This window comes from Actinoplanes sp. CA-142083, assembly GCF_050942195.1.
In the GTDB taxonomy this organism is placed as follows: domain Bacteria; phylum Actinomycetota; class Actinomycetes; order Mycobacteriales; family Micromonosporaceae; genus Actinoplanes.
In genome coordinates, this window is the sequence record NZ_CP192076.1 from 8,740,742 (window position 1) to 8,757,753 (window position 17,012).

Genomic DNA, 17,012 nt, shown 5'->3' on the forward strand with positions numbered 1-17,012 from the left:
TTCGCGGGCGGCGCCATATTTCTTCTTTAAGTTTGGGACAAGAATTCATCAAATTCGCAGCTTGAATTGCTATTTCGCGGCGCGACTCATACCGTTCGAAGGCCGGTTTCAGGGGCCGGACGGATTCTTCGAAAAAGAGGTATCGCGCATGCGTAGGTCGGCTTACCGCCGTGCTGCCGCACCATCCGGCGGCAACCGGCGGCTCCTCGCGGTCGGTGCGGTCATCGCCGCGCTGGGCGCGGTCGTCGCGTTCACCACGATCTCCAGCGCCGCCGAGAACGACGCCCCCGAGGGCAGCGGCGCGGGCAAGGTGGTCAACGGCCAGGTGATCCTCACCGACACGTGCGTGGACTCCAAGCTCCCGCAGCACGACGGCTTCCAGCTGGGCGACCGCTGCGTCTCCACCGAGTTCGGTGAGGTGTCCAGCGCGGCCAACAACTCGTCGCTGCTGATCACTCAGGCGCCCCGCACGGTCACGGTCAACACGCCGTTCACGCTCAAGGTCAGCACGCGGAACCTGATCCGCGACCGGTTCCTCGCGGCCGGCAAGGGCGGGTACTACGTGGAGAGCTCGGTCCTGCAGAACGGCATCGAGCGCGGCCACTTCCACACCGCCTGCCGCATGCTGACCAGCACCCGGGAGGCGCCCGACCCCGCGCCGGTCCCCGCGTTCTTCGTGGCGACCGAGGACCAGAAGGGCGGCAAGGCCCCCGACACGGTGACCATCCAGGTGCCGGGCATGCCGGCCATCGGCACCGCCCAGTGCGCCTCGTGGGCCGGTGACGGCTCGCACCGGGTGCCGATGATGGAGCGCGCCAACGAGACGCCGGCCATCGACGCCGTCCGCATCACGGTCCGCGGCGCCAACCAGGGCGGCGGCGGCAACAACGGCGGCGGCGGCAACAACGGCGGCGGCAACACTGGCGGGAACACCGGCGGCGGCAACAACGGCGGCGGCAACAACGGCGGGAACACCGGCGGCGGGAACACCGGCGGGAACAACAACGGCGGCGGCGCGACCACGGCTCCGACCACCGCCCCGGCCACGACCGCCCCGGCCACGACCGCCCCGACGACCCAGGCCACCCAGCCGACCACCAAGGACGACTTCACGCCGAAGGCGACCCCGACCACCAGGAAGCCGGCCACCACGACCGGCACGAAGAAGGCCGAGTCCGCCCCGAAGACGACGGCGCCGACCTCCACCCGTACGGAAGAAAGCGACGCGACGGCGACCAACGACGAAACCGCGACCGACGACACTCAGAGCGAGGAGACCTCGGAAGCGAAGCCGAAGCCGAAGGCGAGCAAGAGCACCGAGGCGGCCGACGACATCACCTACTCCAACGACGACGGTCAGCTGAACTCCGGCCTCGAGCCGCCGACCGCCCAGCAGGTGGCCGCCAAGACCACCAGCGAGGAAAAGAGCGGGGTGCTGGCGCTGACCGGCAGCAACACGGTCGCCTTCCTCGGCGCCGCGGTGGTGCTGATGCTGGCCGGCCTCACGGTGATGGCGCTGACCCGGCGCCGCCGCCCGGGGACACCCTGGGAGTAGATCAAACAGCCTGATCAAGGGCGGCCTGCCGGTTCGGCGGGCCGCCCTTCCGCATGTGAGGGTAGCCTTACCGACGACGAGGCGGGCGATCATCCGAGCGGAAGAGGACCAGCATGCCGAACAGGCCGGCACGGCCAGCTCACCGGGCGACGGTCACCCGCGTGGAGCAGCTCACCCCCCACATGATCCGTGTGGTCGTGGGCGGCGAGGGGCTCCGGGCGATCACGGCGGGCGAGTACACCGACCACTACGTGAAGGTGCTGTTCCCCCGGCCGGGAGTCACCTACCCGGAGCCGTTCGACCAGGGCGTGATCCGCGAGACGATGCCGGCGGAGGAGTGGCCGGTGGTGCGCACCTACACCGTGCGCAAGTGGATCCCCTCGGTACCCGAGATGTGGCTCGACTTCGTGGTGCACGGCGACGAGGGCATCGCCGGGCCGTGGGCCGCACAGGCCAAGCCGGGCGACCAGGTGCTGTTCATGGGCCCGGGCGGCGCCTACGCGCCTTCTTCGGAGGCGGCCTGGCACCTGCTGGCCGGCGACGAGAGCGCGCTGCCGGCGATCGGCGCAGCGCTCGAGGGCATGCCGGCCGGCGCCACCGTGCGCGCGTTCATCGAGGTGTCCGGCCCCGACGAGGAGCAGAAGCTGGAGACCGTCGCCGACGCCGAGATCGTCTGGCTGCACCGGGGCTCGGCCCGCCCGGGTTCGCTGCTGGTGCCCGCGGTCCGCGACTGCGAGTTCCCCGAGGGCAAGGTGCACGCGTTCGTGCACGGCGAGGCGAGCCTGGTGAAGGAGCTGCGCGCGTACCTCCGCAAGGACTGCGCGATCCCGCTCGAGCAGCTGTCGATCTCGGGCTACTGGCGGCTCGGCCTGAACGAGGACGGCTGGCAGTCGTCGAAGCGCGAGTGGAACCAGCAGGTCGAGAAGGAGCAGGGGGTGTGAGAGCCCTTACTCGGCCAGGCGTTTCCGGCCGGTAATGCCGATGATGTGTAAGTGGTGATTGCTGAAGAGGAGCTGACACTTGCTCGTAGCGGGAAAACCCGCGCGCGTCTGATCGCCGTGGGTGCCCTGCTGCTGGCCGCGGTCAACCTGCGGCTGGCGGTGACGAGCGTCGGCCCGGTGCTCAGCGAGATCCGCTCCGGGCTCGGCATGAGCTCGTCGGTCGCCGGCCTGCTCACGTCGATTCCGGCGTTCTGCTTCGCGATCCTCGGCCTCGCGGCGCCGCGCCTGGCCCGCCGCTTCGGACCCGCCCGCGTGATCCTCGCGGGCCTCGCGGTGCTCGCGGTCGGCCTGGCGCTGCGCGCCTACGTGCCCGGGACCGCCCTGTTCCTGCTGCTCAGCATCGTGTCGCTGGCCGGCATCGCGGTCGTCAACGTGCTGCTCCCGATGATCGTCAAGGAGCAGTTCCCGAACCAGGTCGGCACGATGACCGGCCTCTACACGGTGGCGCTCAACCTCGGCGCGACCCTGGCCGCAGCCGCCACGGTCCCGCTGTCCGACTCGTTCGGCGACTGGCGCCTGGGCCTGGCCTGCTGGGCGGTGCTGGCGGTGATCGCGCTCCCGGCGTGGGTCCCGCTCGCCCGCCACGACCACAAGGTCAACACCCAGACCTCAACCCCCGATCTCGTACGGGTGAGCAGGCACCCGGTCGCGTGGGCGCTCGCCCTGTACTTCGGCCTCCAGTCCACCTCCGCCTACGTGATCATCGGCTGGCTCCCCCAGATTTACCGCGACGCGGGTCTGTCGGCGGACGAGGCCGGCCTGCTGTTCGCCGCCACGTCCCTGCTAGGCGTGCCGCTGGGCATGGCCCTGTCGTCTTTCGCCGGCAGGGTACGCAGCCAGAGCTGGATAGCCGCCGCGCTAGCGGTCTTCGGCGTAGCCGGCTACGCGGGCCTGTGGTGGGACCCCGCCGCCGCGCCATGGCTGTGGGCGGTGCTTCTGGGCATCGTGAACACCGCGTTCCCCCTGGTCCTCACCATGATCGGCCTACGCGGCAGCACCCCCGCCACGGTGGTGCGGTTGTCCGCTTTCGCCCAGGGCGTCGGCTACTTGCTGGCCATCCCGGGCCCGATCCTGGTAGGCATCCTGCACGACCACACCAACGGCTGGCGCGTCCCGCTGGCCCTCATGATCGTCCTGATGATCCCCCAGGGCATAGCCGGCATGGCCGCCGGCCGCAACCGCCAGGTCTGACCCGCGCCACTTCGCCTTGATGAGTTGTCGCGCACCCAACGCCAGCTCATCATCATCATCGCGCCGCAACCCACCCCCGCCCGCGCGATCTTGATGACTTACCGCGCGCTCCGCGCCCCAACTCACCGTTGATGACTTGCCGCGCGCTCCGCACCGCAACTCACCGTTGATGACTTGGCGTCCGCTCCGCACCCCAACTCATCAAGCTCGCGCAGCCGCCCACGCCGCGCCGCCGCAACTCACCGTTGATGACTTGCCGCGCGCTCCGAACGGCACCTCATCGCTGATGACTTGGCGTCCGCTCCGCGCCGCAACTCATCAAGGTCGCGAGGCCGACCACCCACGCCGCGGCGCCGCTCAGCGTCGATGACTTGGCGTGCGCTCCGCGCCGCAACTCATCAAGGTCGCTCGGGCCCGCGTGCCGGGCGTGAAAGCCTGATGAGTTGGCGCGCGCTTGGGGCGGCAACTCATCGTTGATGAGTTGCCCCGGCGGTCAGAGGAGGTTCAGGAGCTCGGCTGCCACCTCGGTGGGGCGCTCCACGTGCGGGGAATGGCCGCAGTTCTCGTAGACGACCTCGGTGTAAGCCCCACCCGCCGCCGCGTAGCGGTCGAGGACTGCCCGGGTCTGGCCGACCATCGGCTGGGGCGGGCACTCCTCGGCGCCCGGCCAGCCGGGGACCACGCCGAGCGAGCCGAGGAACGCCAGGTCGAAGAACGACGTGTCGGAGACGATGGCGTCCTTGTCGCCGCGCACCCAGGTGATCGGCGGCTTGGGGGTGACCGCGACCAGGTCGGCGGCGATGTTGAAGTGGTTCGGGGCCATCGTGTTGAGCACGCCGCGGTCGCCGGGGGCGATGCCGGGCCAGTTCTCGCTGGGCTTGCTGTCGCCGGGGTAGTTGTCGTCGCCGATCGCCGTGGACAGCACCGTGTCGAGCAGCAGCTGCTCGTCGGAGCCGAGCGACGCCGGGTCGGCCACGTAGGCGGTGCGCAGCACGGCGAGCGGGCTGGTCGGGCCGTCGTCGTTGCGGTCGCCCTCGGCGATCCGGCGCACGAAGTCGGGGTTGGCGCCGCCACCGCCGGTGCCGGCGAAGTCGGGCGTGGTGAGGTTGCCGTCGAGGTCGCGGGTGCCGCCGAAACCGTACGGGCTCAGCGGCGCCTCGAGCAGCAGCGCCGCCACCCGCGACGGGTGGTCGACCAGCAGTTGCATGGCGACGCCGCACCCCATCGAGTGCGCCGCGACCGTGACCGCTTCCCCGCCGGGATACAGCTCGTCGAGCAGGGCCGCCACGTCGTCGGAGAAGTCGCGCAGGCCGCGGGTGGCGTCGACCGGGGCGGTCTCGGAGCGGCCGTATCCGCGCAGGTCGGGCGCGACGATCCGCAGGTTGGGCGGCAGGTGGCGCAGGAGCGGCCGCCAGAAGTCGGCGGATGAGCAGTTGCCGTGCACGAGCAGCACCGGCGTGCCACCGGCGGGCCCGGCGACGAGGACGTTGAGCGAAATGCCGCGGACGGCGACCGTTACCTCTTCCATCGCCGCAGCTTCCCACCGCCGAAGCCCCTAGACAGTGTGGCCGGCCCACATATCCTGGAAGGTCATGGGAGACGTATGGGCGGTCGGCAACGCGTACGAGGCATACGTCGGTCGATGGAGCCGCCCGGTGGCCGCCAAGTTTCTCCGCTGGTTGACGGTCCCGGGTGACGAGCGGCCGGGGGTCGCGCCCGGCGGCCGCTGGCTGGACGCGGGCTGCGGCACCGGCGCACTGACCGGCACGGTCATCACCGCCGCCGCCCCGGCGCGGGTCGTGGGCGTCGACATGTCCCGCGGATTCCTCGCCGAGGCCCGCACCCACCACCCCGACGTGAGCTTCGTGGCCGGCGACGCGTCGGCCCTGCCGATAGCCCAAGCCGGCTTCGATGCCGTGGTCAGCGGCCTGGCCCTGAATTTCGTCCCCGACCCGCAGCGGGCGGTCGACGAGTTCGCCCGGGTGGCCGCCCCGGGCGCGACCGTGGCCGTCTACGTCTGGGACTACACGACCGGCATGCAGATGATGCGCCATTTCTGGGACGCGTCGCTCGAGGTCGACCCGGCCGCCGCCGAGCAGGACGAAGGACCGCGCTTCCCGATCTGTCACCCCGCCGCGCTGACGCGCGCCTGGATCGAGGCCGGCCTGCGCGACGTCGAGACCCGGCCGATCGAGATCTCCACGGTCTTCAAGGACTTCGACGACTACTGGCAGCCGTTCCTGGGCGGCCAGGGCGCCGCGCCCGCCTATCTGGCCCGCCTGTCACCGGAAAAGCAGGAGGCGATTCGCGCCCTGCTCGACGCCCGCCTACCCCGGGATCCGGACGGCTCGATCGCGCTGATCGCGGGGGCGTGGGCCGTACGCGGATTTAAGGTTGTTTAAGGACAAACGTCGATAAAGACGCCTACTGTTAGCCGACTTGCCAATTCCCCGACGGCAACCCCCTAGACGGCAACAGAGGTATCCCCATGAAGAAGCGGAAGCTGCTCGCGATCGCCATGTCCGCCGCGGTGGTCGGCACCCTCGGCGTCCTCGGCGTCACCAGCGCGTCGGCCGCCACGCTCGACCCCTCACTCCCGCCCGGCGGCAACTTCAACCTGGCGATCTGGCAGCTGCAGCTGCCCACCGGCTCCCCCGGCAAGCCCGACACGATCCAGCCGGCCCAGCTCAAGGGCGCGAACGGGTACAGCAACCCGGCCTACTTCTGGACCGACAAGAACGACGGGTCGATGACCTTCTGGGCCCCGGAAAAGGGCGTCACCACCCCGAACTCCAACTACGCCCGGACCGAGCTGCGCGAGACGGCCGAGTGGCCGCTGGCCGGCAACCACACGATGAGCGCCCAGCTGCGCATCCCGTCGGTCACCAAGAACGTCTGCGTCGGCCAGGTGCACCTCGGCTCGGGCGGCACGTCGACCAAGCCGCTGCTGGAGCTGTACTACCGGCCGAACGGCGACATCTACCTCGGCACCGAGAACTCGCCGGCCGGCGGGCAGACGCTGCACAAGGTCGGCAACGTGGCGCTCGGGGTGAAGTGGACCTACGTCATCAACGTGACCGGCAACAAGATCAACCTGACGGTCAACGGCTCGAAGACCAGCTACTCGATCCCGGCGAGCTTCAACCCGTACAAGGAGTACTTCAAGGCCGGCTCCTACAACCAGTCGTCCTCGGAAAGCACGACCAACGGCGCGAAGGTGAAGTTCTACGCGCTGACCGTCACGCATTCCTGAGGATCTCGATCACCGGGGCGAACTGCTCCATGAACAGGCCGCTCACCCCGATGTAGGAGACGTCGAACTCCTCCCGGCGCCGGCAGAGCAGATCGGCGATCCGCTCGGCCGGGCCGGTGAGGAACGAGATCCCGCCGGCCGCCGCCATCTCGCGCGGATCGCCGCCGACCATCCGCGACAGCCATGGCGGGATCTCGTCGATCGACGAGGCCACGGCCGCCACGTTGAGATGCAGCTCGATCTCGTCGAAGCGGTCGCCGCCGTCACGCAGCGTCTGCACCGCGCGGGCCAGCTCGGGCTCGGTGGATTGCGGCGGCAGGCCCAGCGCCACGATGTCGGCCTCGGCGGCGGCCAGCCGGAACATCCGCGGGCGACTCGCCGCGACCAGCACCGGCGGCGCGTCCGAAAGCTTGCGGACCGCCGCGATCGTCTCGGCCACCCGCTCGATCCGCGCGGCCGGTGAGCCGAACGAGCCTCCCAGCTCGGAGGCGTCGGAAGCGGCGCCGGGCCGGCCGCCGCCGATTCCCAGCTCGAAGCGACCCTCGCTGAGCTGCTGCAACGTCTCGGTCTCCCAGGCCACCAGGCCGGCAGAACGGTTGGGCGCGCTCAGCACGTACGTCCCCAGGCGTAGGGTGCGGGTCACGGCGGCGGCCGCGGCCAGCGCCGCGAACGGCGCGAAGGTGTGCAGGGTGTCGGGGATGAGCAGGGTGTCGTAGCCCAGCTCCTCGGCCCGCCGCGCGGTCGCGGCCCATTCCGCGCCTGACGGCGCCTTTCCGGCGACGACGCCGAAGCGAAACTTACGCTCAGTCATGACAAGGATCCTTTCGCGTACGGCTACGCGAGCGCATCCGACGCCGGTAGGCATCGCAAGTACGACCTAAGTCGTATGGCCGAACGGGAAGGCGCAAGGGTTTTCCCTATTTCCAAAGATGCTCGTCGATGCCTAGCGTCTCACTTCAAGTCGTCCTGGTGTGACCCATCGTCCACCGGACCTTGAGCCCGCCCAGACCCCCGGGCGGGAAAGGAGCACCCGCGTGAAACGTCGAACCCCCATGATCATCGCGATCGCGGCCGGCACGGCCGCGGCATCCGCGTTGGTCGCGGTGGCCCAACCGGCCACCGCAACGCCGGTCGACCCGGCCGTCGCCGCGAAGACGGCGGCCACCAAGGCCGACGCGCTCGTCGCGAGCAAGCCGTCGGTCCTGCAGGCGAGCAGCTACGACACCTTCCAGCAGCAGAAGGTGATCTCGTCGCACGGGCTCAACTACGTCCCCTACCTCCGCTCCTACAAGGGTCTTCCGGTCTTCGGCGGCGACTTCGTCGTGATGACCGACGCCAACGGGGCGACCAAGTACACCTCGGTCGCGCAGACGAGCCCGATCGGCGAACTGTCCGTCACGCCGAAGCTGGCCGCCACGGACGCCGCGGCGATCGCCAAGAAGCAGCTCAAGTCGGTGTCCAGCGTGGAGGGCACGAGGCTGATCGTGGTGGCCCCCGAGGGCGCGGCCGCGAAGCTGGCCTGGCAGACGACGGTGAACGGCATCGGCGCCGACGGCGTCAGCCGGCTCTCGGTGAACGTCGACGCCCTCACCGGCGCGGTGCTCAGCACCCAGGAGCACGTGACCGACGTGTCCGGCACCGGCACCGGCTGGATCAACGGGTCGGTCACCATCGACACCACCCAGTCCGGTTCGACGTACTCGATGCAGTCCTCGACGCAGTCGACGATGCGCTGCCAGGACGCCTCGACCAACACGACCTTCTCGGGCTCCGACAACGTGTGGGGCAACGGCACCGGCACCAACAAGGAGACCGGCTGCGTCGACGCCCTCTACGTGGGCGAGAAGCAGACCGCGATGCTCTCCGCGTGGCTGGGCCGTAACGGGCAGAACGGCTCCGGCGCCGCATGGCCGCTGCGGGTCGGCCTGAACGACCAGAACGCGTACTACGACGGCACCCAGGTGCAGATCGGCAAGAACACCGCCGGTCAGTGGATCTCGTCGGCGGACGTGGTGGGCCACGAGCTCGGCCACGGCATCGACGACAACACGCCGGGCGGCATCTCGAACGGCAACACCCAGGAGTTCGTGGCCGACACCTTCGGCGCCGCGACCGAGTGGTACATCAACAACCCGAACGACCCGCCGGACTACACGGTCGGCGAAGAGGTGAACCTGGTCGGCAGCGGCCCGATCCGCAACATGTACAACCCGTCGGCGCTGGGCGACTCGAACTGCTACTCCTCGAGCGTCCCGTCGCAGGAGGTGCACGCCGCGGCCGGTCCCGGCAACCACTGGTTCTACCTGCTCGCGCAGGGCACCAGCGGCAACGGCCAGCCCGCCAGCTCGACCTGCAACAGCAGCACGGTGACCGGCCTCGGCATCCAGAAGGCCATCACCATCATGTACAACGCGATGCTGCTGAAGACCTCGAGCTCGTCGTACCTGAAGTACCGGACCTGGACGCTCACCGCGGCCAAGAACCTGTACCCGGGTAGCTGCACCGAGTTCAACACGGTCAAGGCGGCCTGGGACGCGGTCAGCGTGCCGGCCCAGTCGGCCGACCCGACCTGCACCGGCGGCACCACGCCGCCGACCACCCCGCCGACCACCCCGCCGACGACCCCGCCGACCGGCTCCAACCTGCTCGGCAACCCCGGCTTCGAGAGCGGCGCGACCACCTGGTCGCAGACCTCGGGCGTCATCTCGACGGCCTCCGGCACCAACGTCCCGCGGACCGGCAGCTACTTCGCCTGGTTGGACGGTTACGGCTCGACCCACACCGACACGCTGAGCCAGTCGGTGACGATCCCGTCCAGCGTCTCCAGCGCCACGCTGAGCTTCTACCTGAAGATCACCACGGCCGAGACCACCACGTCGACGGCGTACGACAAGCTGACCGTCAAGGCCGGCTCGACGACGCTCGCCACCTACTCCAACCTCAACAAGGGTGCCTACGCCCTGAAGTCGTTCAACGTGTCCAGCCTCAAGGGACAGACCGTGACGATCTCCTTCAGCGGCGTCGAGGACTCCTCGCTCCAGACGTCCTTCCAGATCGACGACACCGCCCTCACCACCAGCTGAGGCCGGGCAACCACCGGAGGGCCGGCGCCGAGAGGCGCCGGCCCTTCCCTCACGCCTGGATGTTGTGGTTGCCGGCGAACAGGTTGTCCGGGTCGTACTGGCGCTTGACCGCGGCCAGCCGCCGGTAGGTCTCGGGCGGGTAGATGGCGGTGACGTCCTCGGCGGTGGCAGAGCTGAGGAAATTGGCATAGGCGCCGTTCACGTACGGGCCGAGCCGCTCCCAGGTCTCGGTCTGCTCCTGGTTCACGGTGGCGGTGGTGACCATCAGCTCCGCCTGGCGATGCGCGTACGCGGTGGCGTCGCCGGGAACCCGGGACACCGCGCCGCCGACGCTGCGCACCGCGATGGCCGGCGACCGTCCCGACGCGCCGAGCTCGATCAGCACCCGCAGGGCGTCGGGCACCGACTCCTTGTCCACAAAGGCGCCCCGGCTGACGAACCGGAACCCGGGCGGCGGGACCAGGCCGTCGACGAGCACATCGCCGTACGCCTTGCGGGCGACGTTGTCGTCCAGCACCGTGCCGAGGCGTCGGATCGGGTCGAGCGCCCGGGCGACGCGCGCCGCGTCGTCCCCGTCGAACGCGACGTGGACCTCGACCGGCGCCTGCGCGCCACCGGCGAACGGGTTGGCGAACGACGCGATCGAGGTGAGCTCGTCCGGCGCCGTCCGCATGTAGTCGGCCCACCCCGGCAGCACGGCGCCGGCCTCGGCCGCGGGGAAGGCGATCCGGCCGTGGAAGACGTCGGTCGTCGGGTGCGCCGCGAACTCGAACGCGGTCACGACTCCGAAGTTGCCGCCACCCCCGCGCAGCGCCCAGAACAGCTCCGGGTTCTCCTCGTCGCTCGCCCGCACGAACTCGCCATTGGCCGTCACCACCTCGGCGGCGACCAGGCTGTCCAGCGCCAGCCCGTACTTGCGGACCTTCCAGCCGATGCCCCCGGAGAGGGTGAGCCCGCCGACCCCCACACTCCTCGTGTCGCCCGACGAGATCGCCAGGCCGTGCGGGGCCAGCGCCGTCGCGACCTGCCCCCACGTCGCGCCGCCCCCGATCCGTACGATGTGACGGTCTTTGTCGGTCAAAGCGACCTCGGCCAGGCGACTGAGGTCGACCACGATCCCGCCGTCGTTGGTGCCGAAACCGGCGAACGCGTGCCCTCCGCCGCGCACCGAAAGCTTGAGTTTCCAGCTGGCCGCGAACGTGACGGCCGCCCGCACGTCCGCGACGCTACCCGGACGCACCACGAAGGCGGGGCTTCCGGAGGCGAACAGCGAGCCGCTCGCCGCCGCGTACTCCTCGGTCCCGGGCTCCAGGATCTCTCCCCGCAAATCTGTCTTCATCATGTCCGGCTGACGAAACAAACCGGGCCGATGTGAGACCCGCCGAGCGTGACCTGCGTCTCGTCATCGGGCTGGTCCGGCAGGAGCACAATGCAGGCGTGACGAGTGAGACGCTGGTCGGCCGGGTCGGCACGGTGATCACCGCGATCCGCGGCGGCGAGCGCGCCGGAGAGGTACGCCTGCTGGTCGAGGGCATAGCGCACTACTACCTCGCGTACGCCGCCACACCGGTCCCGACCGGGTCCGAGGTTCTCGTCATCAACAACCGTGGCGCACGCCAGATCGACGTCGAGCCATGGCCCATCGAAGAAGGGCTGTAGAAGTGTTCGGTTATCGGGTGCCCGCCCCCAACGAGGCGTTGCTGATCAGTGGTCGCAAGCAGCGGGGTGCGGACGCGTTGCCGTTCAAGATCGTCACAGGGCACGGCGTCTTCGTCGCGCCCATCTTCTCCAAGGCCACCCGGCTCACCCTGGCCATGCAGGAGGCCGAGGTCGCCGAGGACTGTTACACCAAACAGGGCCTCACGCTGTCCGTCGAGGCGATCATCGCCTTCAAGGTCGGCGACGACCACGAGTCGATCGCCGCGGCCGCCCGCCGGTTCCAGGGCGACCAGGGTCAGATGCCGACGCTGGTCGGCCGGATCTTCTCGGGCCACCTGCGCAGCATCATCGGCAGCATGACGGTCGAGGCGATCATCCGCGAGCAGCAGACGCTCGCCGACGCGATCGTCGACGCCAGCAAGACCGAGATGGCCCGGATCGGCCTGGCCGTCGACTCGCTGCAGATCAGCAGCATCGACGACAAGGGCGTCGGCTACATCCGGGCGCTCGCCGCGCCGCACCAGGCCCGGGTCAACCAGGAGGCGAAGGTCGCGCAGGCCGCCGCCGACCGGGAGAGCGCGATGGCGCAGCAGGAGAGCATCCGGCACCAGGCCGAGTACGCGCGGCAGACCGCGATCGCCCAGGCCCAGTACCAGGCCGAGATCGACCAGGCCCAGCAGACCTCCGCCCAGGCCGGCCCGCTCGCGGCGGCCCGCGCCGCCCAGGACGTGATCAAGGAGCGGGCGCTGGTCGCCCAGCAGAACGCGGAGCTGCGCGAGGCGGAGCTGATCGCCGAGGTGATCCGGCCCGCCGAGGCCGAGGCCGAGCGGATCCGGGCGCTGGCCCGGGCCGAGGCCGACGCCACGAAGCTCTCCGCCGAGGCCGCGGCGGCCCAGGACCGGATCGCCCTCGACCAGGCGATCATCGACAAGCTGCCGGACATGCTGCGGGCCGCGGCCGAGGGCCTGCAGGGCGCGAACGTCACGGTCCTGGACGGCGCCGAGGGGCTGAACAGCGTGGTGGCGTCGCTGGCCGCGCAGGGCATGACCATGCTCGAGACGATCCGCGGCGGCCTGCACCCGCAGCCGGGCACCGCCGTCGCCCCGATCAACCCCAAGTCCGTGGCCTGAGAGCCGCCCGCAGACAGCCCGGTCGCGGTCGCGGCCGGGCTGTTATGTTGGGGCGCGTGCCTTCGCTCCGGAAACTCGTTCTTGCCGGCTTGAGCATCGCCGCCGTCGCGGCCTGCTCCTCCTCACCCCAGGCCGACCCGGCCTGGGTGGGCTCGGTAAAGACTCTGGAGACTCCGTCGGCGGCGCCGTCACCGAGCGCGGTCAAACCCAAGGCCGCCGCGGCCGTGAAGATCACGTACACCTTCCCGGTGGTCGGCAAGAGCTCCTACGCGCACACCCACCACGACTACCAGGCCACCGACGTCATGACCGCCTGCGGCAACCGCTTCGTGGCCGTGACCGGCGGCGTCGTCCTGGCCGTCAGCAAGAAGGACACGTGGTCGCCCAAGGTCAACGCGGGCGCCACCCGGGGCGGCCTGTCCGTCTCGATCCTGGGCGACGACGGCGTGCGCTACTACGGATCGCACCTCTCGTCGGTCGATAAAGCCATCAATCCCGGCGTACGGGTCAAGAGCGGCCAAACTCTCGGCAAGACCGGCGACACCGGCGACGCGAGCGCCTGCCACCTGCACTTCGGGATCTCGCCGCCGTGCGCGAAGACCGGCGACTGGTGGAACCAGCGAGGCACTCTCTACCCCTGGCCGTACCTGGACTCCTGGCGCACGAAGGGACAGAAGTCCCCGGTGGCGGCGGTGAAGGCCTGGCAGCAGAAGCACGGCTGCCCGTCGAAGCCCACCGTCGACAAGTAGCGGGTCGGGTCGCGCGGGGTGCAGGGCGGTTGATCCGCTCATCGCCCGCCGCTCCTCCCCGATCGGTACTCACGTCACCGATCGCCAGGAGGAAAACACTTGAAGCGTCTCGTTGCCATCGCCGCCCTCGCCGCCATCCCGACCCTGTTCGCCGCGCCGGCCTTCGCGGCCGAGGCCCCCAGGAAGGCGTCCGCGACGCCGTCGGCCGAGGTCATGACGGGGTACGAGAACGAGGTCGTGCGCCTGACCAACGTGCAGCGCACCGCGAAGGGCTGCAAGGCCCTGCGCATCGACGAGCGCCTGCGCACGGCCGCCCGCGCGCACAGCACCGACATGGTCACGCGCAACTTCTTCAGCCACACCGGCTCGAACGGCAGCAACTTCGTCGCCCGCGAGGCGGCGGCCGGCTACCCGAGCCGCGGCGCGAGCGCCGAGAACATCGCGTGGGGCTACCCCGCCCCGAAGGACGTCGTCACCGGCTGGATGAACAGCCCCGGCCACCGCGCCAACATCCTCAACTGCGGCAGCGTCGCGGTGGGCGTCGGCCTGGCCTACAACAAGAGCGGCGCCGCGTACTGGACCCAGGACTTCGGCCGCTCCTGACCCCTCGAAGGATGGTGGCCTGCGCTGGCGGGCGCAGGCCACCACACCTGATCAGGCGGGGCGGAACGAGTCCCGCGCCGCCGGGGCCGCGTGTTTGATCATCAGGTGGCGGGTCACCGAGTACTCGGCGACCGCCTCCTGGCTCATGTCCTTGCCGAAGCCGGAGCCCTTCACCCCGCCGTGCGGCGCCTCCGACGCGATCGGCAGATGATCGTTGATCCAGGTCACGCCCACGTCGAGCCGGTGCGCCACGCGCAGCGCACGCGACACGTCCCGCGTCCAGATCGACGAGGCCAGCCCGTACCGGGTGTCGTTGGCGAGTCGCACTCCCTCGTCCTCGCCGTCGAACGGCACGACGACCACGACCGGGCCGAAGATCTCGTCCTGCACGATCTCGCTCCGCTGATCGGCGTCGAGCACGAGCGTCGGCGGGAAGTAGAAGCCCGGCCCGTCCAACGGCTTTCCGCCCACCGCGATCCTCGCTCCCGCCGTCACGGCCCGGGCGACAAACCCGGCCACCCGGTCGCGGTGCGCCGCGGAGATCAAGGGACCGATGTCCGATTTGTCAGAAGTTGGATCGCCCGCCCGGATCCGGCCAAGCGCCTCGGCCAGCGCCGCCACCGCGTCGTTATAGACCGATTTTTCGACATAAACGCGGGTCGCGGCCGTGCAGTCCTGGCCGGAGTTGTAGGTCGCGCCCATCGCCACGCCGCCCGACATCTCGGATAGGTCGGCGTCGGTGAAGACCAGCGCCGGGGCTTTGCCACCCAGCTCCAGATGCACCCGCTTCAGACCGTCCACCGCGCCGCGCATGACCTCACGGCCGGTAGCCGTGGACCCGGTCACGCTCACCATGTCGACGCCCGGATCCCGTACGAGGGCGGAACCTGTCGCCGCACCACCCGTCACCACGCCGACCAGCCCGCGCGGCGCCCCCGCCTCCTCGAAGAGGCGCGCCAGCGCCATCGTGCTCCGCGGCGTCTGCGCCGCCGGCTTGATCACCACGGCGTTCCCCGCCGCGACCGCCGGCCCGATCTTCCACACCGCCATCACCAGCGGGAAGTTCCACGGCGCGATCGATCCGACCACGCCGATCGGCCGCCGGATCAGCATCGACGTGTAGCCGGCCGACAGCACCCCCGCGCCCGTCCCGTCGAGCGACCGCGCCGCCCCCGCGAAGAACCGCAGGTTGTCCACGCTGAACGGAAGCTCCCCGTCCCGCATCACAGCCAGCGGCTTCCCGGTCTCCTCGACCTCGTCACGCACCAACGACGGGGCGTCGCGCTCCACCAGATCGGCCACCTTGAGCAGCACCTTCGCCCGCTCCCCCGGGGTGGCCTCCCGCCACTGCTCGAAGGCGGCCCGAGCCTGCTCCACGGCCTTTCCGACGTCACCGTCCGGAATCTCCGCGATGGGGGCACCTGACGCGGGGTTGACCAGCGTCGTCACTGTGCGGCCTTCTCGATCGCGTCGGCCGCTACGCGCAGTCCGTCGGCCGCCCGGATCGCGGCCGAGTCCTTCTCCAGGCGTTCCCGCAGCGCGGCATCCCCGAGCAGCCGGTCGATCGCTTCGTGCAGCTGGGCGTCGGTGAAGCCGTACGTGTCGAGCCGTTTCCCGTAACCCCGCTCGTGCACCCGCTGCGCGTTGTCGTACTGGTCCCAGAACAGCGGCAGCACGATCATCGGCTTCCCGAAGTGCATGGCCTCGGTGGTCGTGTTGTTGCCGCCGTGCGTGATCACCAGGTCGACCAGCGGCAGGATCGTCGTCTGCGGCAGGAACTCGGCGCCGATCATGTTGGCGGCCAGCTCGATCTCCTCGTGCAGCGGCCCCTTCGACACGATGTACCGGTGGTCGGTGGCCGCCAGCGCCGCGATGACCCGCCGCATCAGCGAGACGTCGGCCGAACCGAGCGAGCCAAGACTGAAATAGATCAGCTTGTGCCCGTCCGCGAAGCCGTCGGGCAGCTCCCACGAGTCGTCCGTCTCCCGCACCGACGACTCCAGCCGCCGCCAGTTCGGCCCGAGCCGGCGCGCGTCGGTGTAGTCGAGCGCGCCCGGGTAGACGTACAGGTTGAGGTCGCCCTCATGGATGAACTCGAGGTCGGGCAGCGCCGGCGCGCCCTGCTCCACCACCCAGTCGTTGAACTGCTCCCACATCGGACGGTGGGTCCGGTCGTACTCGGCCAGGAAATCAGCCCACTCGGTGCGGTCGTCGAACGGATAACCCGAGAAGACCGGCGCGATGTCCGGCCCCTTCACCTCGAGCGGGTTGCACGACACGATCCGCACGAACGGCACGCCCGCCGTGTTCAGCGCCGGGAACGCGACCACATTGTCCTCGACGATCACGTCGGGCCGGACGCGGGCGATGATCTCCAGCAGCTGCGGCTGGCAGTAGCGGGCGCCGTCGATCAGCTCCCGCCAGACCGGCTTCACCCACGTCTCGAGCTGGTCGATCGTCGGCTTGCGGAACTCCGGCGCGGTGTCCCGGATGAAGTCCTTCCAGAACTGTCCGGCGTCCTGCGGCTCGTCCGGCGCCGGCGCCAGGCTCACGAGGTCTTCCTCGAAGCCGAGAGCGGCCAGCTTGCCGTCCCAGGACGCCTCGGCCGCGAACACCACCCGGTGCCCCCGGCGCCGCAGCACGTCGCCGATGCCGATGCAGTTGTTGGTCGGCCCGTACGCGCTCTCGGGCATGAACAGAACCGTCAGGGCCATGGGCACTCCTCTGTTGAAGACAGATTCAACAAGCGCCCTTGCGCACAGTCAATACGCAGAGCCTATGGTTATGC

15 protein-coding genes are annotated in these 17,012 nt (G+C 70.1%); 10 read left to right on the forward strand and 5 right to left on the reverse strand.

The genetic code is table 11. From position 1 onward, the window contains the following. The first annotated feature begins 148 nt into the window (after positions 1-148). The 3 genes from ACQPZX_RS40000 (at position 149) to ACQPZX_RS40010 (ending at position 3,747) form a co-directional block, all read left to right on the forward strand. Complete coding sequence (locus tag ACQPZX_RS40000; protein ID WP_433367642.1) at positions 149-1,555, forward strand: hypothetical protein; 1,407 nt, start codon at positions 149-151, stop codon at positions 1,553-1,555. A gap of 113 nt (positions 1,556-1,668) precedes the next feature. Beyond that, positions 1,669-2,496 (forward strand): siderophore-interacting protein, encoded by an 828-nt coding sequence (locus tag ACQPZX_RS40005; protein ID WP_433367645.1) that lies wholly within the window; start codon positions 1,669-1,671, stop codon positions 2,494-2,496. A gap of 51 nt (positions 2,497-2,547) precedes the next feature. Then, positions 2,548-3,747: a CynX/NimT family MFS transporter gene (locus ACQPZX_RS40010; protein ID WP_433367648.1), complete on the forward strand. Its 1,200-nt coding sequence runs from the start codon at positions 2,548-2,550 to the stop codon at positions 3,745-3,747. 493 nt (positions 3,748-4,240) lie between these two features. On the opposite strand, the gene ACQPZX_RS40015 is transcribed toward ACQPZX_RS40010, so the two are convergent. Then, positions 4,241-5,275 carry an alpha/beta fold hydrolase gene (locus tag ACQPZX_RS40015; RefSeq protein ID WP_433367651.1) on the reverse strand — a complete coding sequence of 345 codons (1,035 nt, stop codon included), beginning with the start codon at positions 5,273-5,275 and terminating at the stop codon, positions 4,241-4,243. Positions 5,276-5,339: 64 nt separating this feature from the next. On the opposite strand from ACQPZX_RS40015, the gene ACQPZX_RS40020 reads away from it, so the two are divergent. Both ACQPZX_RS40020 and ACQPZX_RS40025 read left to right on the forward strand, forming a co-directional pair. Further along, a complete protein-coding gene (locus ACQPZX_RS40020) occupies positions 5,340-6,149 on the forward strand; it encodes a class I SAM-dependent methyltransferase (protein ID WP_433367654.1) in 810 nt (269 codons plus the stop codon). A gap of 86 nt (positions 6,150-6,235) precedes the next feature. Continuing rightward, complete coding sequence (locus ACQPZX_RS40025) at positions 6,236-7,000, forward strand: polysaccharide lyase family 7 protein (protein ID WP_433367657.1); 765 nt, start codon at positions 6,236-6,238, stop codon at positions 6,998-7,000. Here the strand turns inward: ACQPZX_RS40025 and ACQPZX_RS40030 are convergent. Then, positions 6,987-7,811 carry an LLM class flavin-dependent oxidoreductase gene (locus ACQPZX_RS40030; protein WP_433367660.1) on the reverse strand — a complete coding sequence of 275 codons (825 nt, stop codon included), beginning with the start codon at positions 7,809-7,811 and terminating at the stop codon, positions 6,987-6,989. The two genes, ACQPZX_RS40025 and ACQPZX_RS40030, sit on opposite strands and share 14 nt — an antisense overlap. A 241-nt stretch (positions 7,812-8,052) precedes the next feature. Here ACQPZX_RS40030 and ACQPZX_RS40035 point away from each other — a divergent pair, with 241 nt between their 5' ends. Continuing rightward, positions 8,053-10,083, forward strand: a complete 2,031-nt coding sequence (locus ACQPZX_RS40035) for a M4 family metallopeptidase (protein WP_433385728.1) — start codon at positions 8,053-8,055, stop codon at positions 10,081-10,083. 49 nt (positions 10,084-10,132) lie between these two features. On the opposite strand, the gene ACQPZX_RS40040 is transcribed toward ACQPZX_RS40035, so the two are convergent. After that, positions 10,133-11,425, reverse strand: a complete 1,293-nt coding sequence (locus ACQPZX_RS40040; RefSeq protein ID WP_433367662.1) for an FAD-binding oxidoreductase — start codon at positions 11,423-11,425, stop codon at positions 10,133-10,135. A 95-nt stretch (positions 11,426-11,520) separates the two neighbouring features. Between ACQPZX_RS40040 and ACQPZX_RS40045 the strand changes: the two genes are divergently transcribed. The 4 genes from ACQPZX_RS40045 (at position 11,521) to ACQPZX_RS40060 (ending at position 14,224) form a co-directional block, all read left to right on the forward strand. After that, positions 11,521-11,742: a hypothetical protein gene (locus tag ACQPZX_RS40045; RefSeq protein ID WP_433367664.1), complete on the forward strand. Its 222-nt coding sequence runs from the start codon at positions 11,521-11,523 to the stop codon at positions 11,740-11,742. Positions 11,743-11,744: 2 nt separating this feature from the next. Then, a complete protein-coding gene (locus ACQPZX_RS40050) occupies positions 11,745-12,872 on the forward strand; it encodes an SPFH domain-containing protein (RefSeq protein ID WP_433367667.1) in 1,128 nt (375 codons plus the stop codon). 56 nt (positions 12,873-12,928) lie between these two features. After that, positions 12,929-13,621: a M23 family metallopeptidase gene (locus ACQPZX_RS40055; RefSeq protein WP_433367669.1), complete on the forward strand. Its 693-nt coding sequence runs from the start codon at positions 12,929-12,931 to the stop codon at positions 13,619-13,621. Positions 13,622-13,720: 99 nt separating this feature from the next. Next, positions 13,721-14,224, forward strand: coding sequence for a CAP domain-containing protein (locus ACQPZX_RS40060; protein ID WP_433367672.1), 504 nt, complete (start codon positions 13,721-13,723; stop codon positions 14,222-14,224). A gap of 51 nt (positions 14,225-14,275) precedes the next feature. On the opposite strand, the gene ACQPZX_RS40065 is transcribed toward ACQPZX_RS40060, so the two are convergent. After that, positions 14,276-15,673, reverse strand: coding sequence for an aminobutyraldehyde dehydrogenase (locus ACQPZX_RS40065; RefSeq protein WP_433367675.1), 1,398 nt, complete (start codon positions 15,671-15,673; stop codon positions 14,276-14,278). Continuing rightward, positions 15,670-16,938, reverse strand: a complete 1,269-nt coding sequence (locus ACQPZX_RS40070) for a glycosyltransferase (protein ID WP_433367678.1) — start codon at positions 16,936-16,938, stop codon at positions 15,670-15,672. Before ACQPZX_RS40070 ends, ACQPZX_RS40065 begins: the two co-directional genes overlap by 4 nt. Positions 16,939-17,012: the final 74 nt, after the last annotated feature.

Bases quoted from the DNA above. Each gene is read 5' to 3' on its own strand.
- ACQPZX_RS40000 (WP_433367642.1), top strand. From the start codon at position 149: ATGCGTAGGTCGGCTTACCGCCGTGCTGCCGCACCATCCGGCGGCAAC.
- ACQPZX_RS40005 (WP_433367645.1), top strand. From the start codon at position 1,669: ATGCCGAACAGGCCGGCACGGCCAGCTCACCGGGCGACGGTCACCCGC.
- ACQPZX_RS40015 (WP_433367651.1), bottom strand. From the start codon at position 5,275: ATGGAAGAGGTAACGGTCGCCGTCCGCGGCATTTCGCTCAACGTCCTC.
- ACQPZX_RS40020 (WP_433367654.1), top strand. From the start codon at position 5,340: ATGGGAGACGTATGGGCGGTCGGCAACGCGTACGAGGCATACGTCGGT.
- ACQPZX_RS40025 (WP_433367657.1), top strand. From the start codon at position 6,236: ATGAAGAAGCGGAAGCTGCTCGCGATCGCCATGTCCGCCGCGGTGGTC.
- ACQPZX_RS40030 (WP_433367660.1), bottom strand. From the start codon at position 7,811: ATGACTGAGCGTAAGTTTCGCTTCGGCGTCGTCGCCGGAAAGGCGCCG.
- ACQPZX_RS40035 (WP_433385728.1), top strand. From the start codon at position 8,053: ATGATCATCGCGATCGCGGCCGGCACGGCCGCGGCATCCGCGTTGGTC.
- ACQPZX_RS40040 (WP_433367662.1), bottom strand. From the start codon at position 11,425: ATGATGAAGACAGATTTGCGGGGAGAGATCCTGGAGCCCGGGACCGAG.
- ACQPZX_RS40070 (WP_433367678.1), bottom strand. From the start codon at position 16,938: ATGGCCCTGACGGTTCTGTTCATGCCCGAGAGCGCGTACGGGCCGACC.